This is a genomic window from Mucilaginibacter sp. RCC_168 (assembly GCF_041355315.1).
Lineage (GTDB): Bacteria > Bacteroidota > Bacteroidia > Sphingobacteriales > Sphingobacteriaceae > Mucilaginibacter.
In genome coordinates this window covers 1-5,563 of record NZ_JBFUPN010000055.1, presented here as the reverse complement: position 1 = coordinate 5,563, position 5,563 = coordinate 1, and the positions used below count along the sequence as shown (strand labels likewise).

6 protein-coding genes are annotated in these 5,563 nt (G+C 44.8%); 1 reads left to right on the top strand and 5 read right to left on the bottom strand.

Annotated features, from left to right (window positions below; genetic code table 11):
- Positions 1-203: 203 nt before the first annotated feature.
- From AB6735_RS27895 to AB6735_RS27885, 3 genes are all read right to left on the bottom strand, one after another.
- Positions 204-1,166 carry a tyrosine-type recombinase/integrase gene (locus tag AB6735_RS27895; protein WP_370999460.1) on the bottom strand — a complete coding sequence of 321 codons (963 nt, stop codon included), beginning with the start codon at positions 1,164-1,166 and terminating at the stop codon, positions 204-206.
- Positions 1,150-2,034 (bottom strand): tyrosine-type recombinase/integrase, encoded by an 885-nt coding sequence (locus tag AB6735_RS27890; RefSeq protein WP_370999459.1) that lies wholly within the window; start codon positions 2,032-2,034, stop codon positions 1,150-1,152. Before AB6735_RS27890 ends, AB6735_RS27895 begins: the two co-directional genes overlap by 17 nt.
- A 71-nt stretch (positions 2,035-2,105) precedes the next feature.
- A complete protein-coding gene (locus AB6735_RS27885; RefSeq protein WP_370999458.1) occupies positions 2,106-3,728 on the bottom strand; it encodes a hypothetical protein in 1,623 nt (540 codons plus the stop codon).
- Positions 3,729-3,871: 143 nt separating this feature from the next.
- On the opposite strand from AB6735_RS27885, the gene AB6735_RS27880 reads away from it, so the two are divergent.
- Positions 3,872-4,222 carry a helix-turn-helix domain-containing protein gene (locus AB6735_RS27880; protein ID WP_370999457.1) on the top strand — a complete coding sequence of 117 codons (351 nt, stop codon included), beginning with the start codon at positions 3,872-3,874 and terminating at the stop codon, positions 4,220-4,222.
- A gap of 44 nt (positions 4,223-4,266) precedes the next feature.
- Here the strand turns inward: AB6735_RS27880 and AB6735_RS27875 are convergent, their stop codons facing one another.
- Positions 4,267-4,734, bottom strand: coding sequence for a hypothetical protein (locus tag AB6735_RS27875; RefSeq protein ID WP_370999456.1), 468 nt, complete (start codon positions 4,732-4,734; stop codon positions 4,267-4,269).
- Between the two features lie 4 nt (positions 4,735-4,738).
- On the bottom strand, positions 4,739-5,563 hold an 825-nt coding region (locus AB6735_RS27870; protein ID WP_370999455.1), incomplete at its 5' end, for an RHS repeat-associated core domain-containing protein.

The following is a 5,563-nucleotide window of genomic DNA, read 5'->3' as shown; positions in this document are numbered from 1 at the left end:
TAATCGTATTGCCCCTTATAAGTTTTACGATTTTCTCTGGTTTTTCCACTTGCACGTTTTCGGTGCTATAAAGAACGTTCAGGCTCGTAAAGTTAAAAGATATTTTCTTTCATACAAGCCCCAATGGTTGGTTGATTTTTACCACAGGCCGCCGCCGGGTTGGTTGTTTTTTGAGTTTCTAAGGCCATAACGGCGCGATTTTTTTAAGATAAAGTTAGTGGATGATGCTTGTTAAGTGCTTCTTTCAGGTCTTCCAGATTGGTGGTTTTATACCTTTCAGTTGAGCTGACATAACGATGCCCGGCCATATATTGAACGGTACGCAGGTTCTTTTCTTTCAGCCATTCCGTGATTACACTTTGCCTGATCTGTTTAGCATGTTTGTATTTTGGGTTCAGTTTCCTAAGCGCATAGTTGAGGTGTAAAAGACTGTTTTTGATGTCCTCTAATGTGTTGATGCTGATAAACAAACGCTCGATATCCTGTTCATCTTTGTAACGATCCGGCTTGCGCCCTGGTCGTTCGGCCAGGCGCTCGGCCAGTATTTTCGGGCGGATCACCAGCAAGTATTCATGCAGTTCCAGGATTTGATGAGGCTGTAATGGAAGTAACCGGCCAAGCAGCCTGCCAGTCGCCGGGATATGGATTTTACCCTCTCTCAGCTTGAGGTGTTCAGGGCGCAGGTGACTCAGTTCATCCCGTGTAGTGCCCTGATAAATAAGCAATCCAATGATCACTTTATTGCGGTAAGTACGATTATCTATAACCTGGTAACTTTCATAAAGTGCCTCCATTTCAGGCATGGTTAACAGGTCATGCGGGAGGTTTCTGACCGTACCTTTCAATATGATACCCGCTGCTGGGTTGATGTTGATTTCCTGTTCCTGTTGCAGATGCGAGAAGTAATACCGTAAGGTCCGCATGATCTGATTGATCAGCTTGATACTAAAGCCTTTTTGCCTGAGATGATCGGCAAACTCCATCACATCGGCATGGGTGATCTGCGTTAATGCCAGGCTTTGGCCGGTTAGCCATTCGTGGAATGTTGCTGTATAGTTGATGGTTTGATGGATATAGCTGTGGCTGAACTGCTCTTGTTTCAGGTAAGCCCGGAAAGGTTCTAAAGCGGCCAGTGTAGCCGGGGCGAACTCATATTTTTTGTTCATGCTGAAGATGGGTATAGATCTGCGTACTTTCCATGCTGCCATGCCCTAAAAAGCGTTGTATCTGTTCTAATTGCATACCGGAATGCAGCAGGTGGCTGGCAATACTGTGCCGCAGGGTATGCAACCCGACAGGTTTAGGAATGGCCGCAGCCTTTTTTAAGGTCTGTAAACGATCATAACAGGTTTGACCGGTAAGCCTTGCGCCATTGACATTAAGCAATAAGGCATCCTCTTTTTTGTCACCGGCAAAGTGCGGCCGGGCATACAGGATATAGTTCTCCAGATCTGTTTTAGCGGTACCTGCCAGTGGTACGTAACGCTCTTTATAGCCTTTACCTTTTCGGACGTAGACCAGTTCTTTATCCGGCAGGATGTCCCGGACATTAACGTTAACCGCCTCGTTTTTACGCAGGCCACAGCCGTAATACAGGGCAAGCATCGCCCTGTCCCTTAGCCCGTATATATCATCTTTAACCACATCATAAAGCTTGCTGATCTCAGCCAGGGTCAGGATGCTTTTGATATTAGTGCTTTTGCCTTTGATACGCAGCTTCACGGTAAAGCTGGGCTGGCCGCTCTCCATCAGGTAACGGCTGAACTTACGGATCACCTGTAAGTGTTTCCGGATATAGTTGAGGCTGATCGCACCGGCTGCTGTCTGGCTTGGTCTTTCGTGCAGATATTCCAGGTATTTTTTTAAGTGTTCGGGCTGAATATCATGTGGATGGTCGCAGTTTTGCGCTTCTAAGTAAAGAAGGAACTCAGTCAGCATTTTGGGCATATCGCGGGGACTGGTAGGTTCAAAGTTGAGTATCCGGAGCCATTGTGTAAAGCCTGCATGGAGCCTGGTATACAGCGGATTTTTCATTGAAGCAATTTGTTTTTACAGTTAATGAAGCTATCAGGTTGCCCTGATGGTTTTAAGGTGCCTTGCATTTTCTATTGTTGTTGGGACACTGGGTTTTTCTTGCTGGTTTTCTGCACGTTATGTAACCCATCGGGGCTGTGGGATACACCTGGGATACTATGATTTACCTTACGTATCTCAGCCAGGATGTTTTCCATCATTTCATAGGCATCATTGGTCAGGGTTTCCAAATCATCCCAGCTTTGTACCTTGTATTCAAAGCCTTTATAGCGGCTGCCGCGCGCGATCTTGATATAACCCATACGTTCCAGTTCATACAGGTAACGGGCCAGACTGCTTGGGCTGAGCCGAAAGACCGGGCGTACTTCCTTGCTGTAAAAGGTTTCGCTATCATTTTGCCGCAACCAGGCTTTCAGCTTTTCAAAGAAAGAACGGCAGGCATCATTCAGCTCATCACTCTTTTTGAGCAGGGTCGTTTCGAGCAGTGAAAAGGCAACCTCAATATCTTCAATCGTGGTTTCCACATACTGCTCACCCGTAGTGGTATCGGTTTGCAGTTCCCTTTGGTATTGGTGGTAGAAAGTTATCGTTTCGGTGAACAACAAGAGCAGCAGCATGGTGCGCCTGGGTTTGAAGATGGCCTCCGGCAGTTGCAGGTAAGTGGCGAACGGATTTTTAACGCTCACCGGCTGCAGCAGGCGCTGCACATTCTTCAGCTGCTCACGCACGTTACGTTCCGCCTGCTGATCAACCAGCCCGGCGCTTTGCCTGCGCTGGTAGTCCATGATCTTTTTATCCTGCTCAGGGCTATCGTCCGTGTATAGCAGGATACAGCGGTTGGCATTATCTTCATAAAGCTGTTCACGGGTGGTACACCCGCTGACACATACCGGGCCTTCGACATTAAGTGTAACCGTTTTCAGGTTACCCTTGCTGTCTTTCAGGGTCACCGTCTTGCTGATCCGGCGTTTGCTTTGCAGTTCCCGGAGCGGGTACAGCACATTATCCGCGCCATCCATATCCTCGATCAGCAGCAGTTTGTTTTTAAGTTCGTCTTTACCGAAGTAGTAAAAGGCATTCATGGACAGCATGGTGATTTCCAGTTTGTCTTCTTCCGGGATCAGTTCGCTGACCCTTTCCTGCAACCAGGTTTTACCGGTGCCGGACGGGCCCAGGCACATCAGGTGCAGCGGTGTATTCCGTTTCCGGGAAGTATAGATCAGATAGGCGATCAGGCTGTTTACTTCCTCGCCGACAATGCCGCTGGCCGAGATAGCCTGCCGGGTCCGTCCGAGGAGGCCGGGCGCTTTCAGGTATTGCAGGGCAATCCTACGCTCGGCCTCCGTGAGCTGCTTCTTTTCTGCCTGTTTAGGCTTCATGGCTTCCAGCCGTTCAGACCGGTAATCTTCGAGGGCAGCAGTCAGGCGGCTGATGACCGCTGCCAGTTCAGCGGCAGCTACATCTAATGCATCACCAGCTTTTTCTATCAGCTGCTCGGTGTGAACGCTGTTATACAGGTCGAGGTTGTGGCGAAAGGCTCTGTTGGTGTTGCCTCCGCAGACTATCTTCAATGTTACTTTTAAGCGGTCAAAGCCGGTCAGTTTGATGCCGCCCAATACCGTAGTGTGAAGTTTTCCATCCATATAAAGTAACAACTCTGGATTATCTGTAATTAGCTTAGGTACTACATTCATATTAAATCAGATGTTATAATGCTTTTTAGTGCAGCAATAATAATGATGCTATACTCATAAAAGCAAATGATACCCATTTGTATTTTACCACGCATTTTATGTATCATTCTTAGTATTTTTGAGGTTAAAGGATTAAAGGAAGAATGAGTTTAGGAAGCCGGATCAGGGAGCTACGTACCCAAAAAAGACTGAAACAGGCGGAGCTTGGCGCAATCGTCGGGCTGACGTATGTGCAGATTGGCCGTTATGAGATAGGAAAGGCTAAACCAGCAGCCGATATGCTTTCTAAGCTGGCCAAAGCATTGGATACGACTGCTGATTACCTGGTGAATGATGATGTGAGTGATCCGGCTATAGCGGCGCAATTGACCGACCGGGAACTGCTTAAACAGTTTAAGGAAGTGGAGTTATTTAGCCCAGAGGATAAGCATTTGGTCAAGACGTTTATTGATGCCTTTATTACTAAAAGGCATATTCAGGAATTGGCTAAGTAAAAGCTATAATACAACAAAGCCCCAATTGGGGCTTTGTTGTATTATTAATTACCTTTATTCTCAGAACTAAGTAGTTTCCAATTGTTTGAACCGCACTCATATTCAAATATGGTTTTTGACCCACCACCATTTGCGAAGTTATAATTGTGATTTTTATAAGTTATATAGAAGTCGACAATTGTTACTGTAAAGCGATTGTTATTTAATGAGGCAAAGACTTTCCAAGCGTAAATCCCTTTTTTAATAATCTTGCGATTGCGATCATCATAAACAGTTATAGTCTTAAACTTATTGGATGATGGAAGGTAATTTAACGGCTGATCCTGTTCGTTTAGTAAATACAAGTTGTCAATGTAATCTTTATTGTTTTGATTCTTAGTTGCCGCCTTAAACGCAGTGTATTTAATGCAGATCGCGGAATCAAGCATTACTTTGTATTCGTCTTTATTTTGTTGTGCGTTAACTTTTAACGCAGCAATTAATACAAGTACTATAAAAAACGTCTTTTTCATTATGTTACTGCTTTGGTGTTACAAAGTTGGCTTGTGGAATTGTAGCGATTACTCCTGTATTATTATATATATAAACTGTTCCGTTACCTCTTGAAAACACATAGTTTATTTTACTACCGCTATTTCCTACATCCCCTCCGACATTAGATGGTGCATTCAAAAAGTTACCAGAGGTAGTACTACCGCCTATTGTATTACTTCCCCCCGATGATATGAATTTAGTCCCACTGGGATGAGAGTGGAATGTTGAACGGGTTTCGTATGCAGGTAAATCAATATGAGCATTGGGGTCTTTTATAGGGTCGGCAACAGGTCCTGGTTTTGCCTGTTCAACTGTACCGCTACCATCACTTTTTACAGCACCCCCATATTCTCTGTTATTAGCATCTGAAGTACCACCTCGTCCATTATCTTGATTTACAACATCTACCATTCCTTGTCGGGTAGATGCTTTACCTTCTATCTCAACACTGTTTTTATAAGCAATGTCATTACTTTCAAATGCGGACGTATTACCATTATTATCTTTAATGAACTTCTCAGTCGCCTTTTTATCATCTTTTGAAATACCGGCAGATGGGGCACCGCTATCGAAATTCTTGTCAGTTGTTTTTATAACATAAACCTTTCCGTCATCCTTTCCATCGCTACCGACCTTTCTTCCTTTTTCATCAAGGAAATCACCTGGTATCATCCCATCCTTATCAACAAATCTGACTGGATTATTATATGAATAAGCGTAGGTTGACCATCGTCTTGATACCTCTGCCATCGGATCAATTGAAGTAAAACGCCCAATTACAGGGTCGTAGAAACGTGCACCGTAATC

Coding starts and splice junctions, on each gene's coding strand:
- AB6735_RS27895 (WP_370999460.1), bottom strand. CDS start 1,166: ATGAACAAAAAATATGAGTTCGCCCCGGCTACACTGGCCGCTTTAGAA.
- AB6735_RS27890 (WP_370999459.1), bottom strand. CDS start 2,034: ATGAAAAATCCGCTGTATACCAGGCTCCATGCAGGCTTTACACAATGG.
- AB6735_RS27885 (WP_370999458.1), bottom strand. CDS start 3,728: ATGAATGTAGTACCTAAGCTAATTACAGATAATCCAGAGTTGTTACTT.
- AB6735_RS27880 (WP_370999457.1), top strand. CDS start 3,872: ATGAGTTTAGGAAGCCGGATCAGGGAGCTACGTACCCAAAAAAGACTG.
- AB6735_RS27875 (WP_370999456.1), bottom strand. CDS start 4,734: ATGAAAAAGACGTTTTTTATAGTACTTGTATTAATTGCTGCGTTAAAA.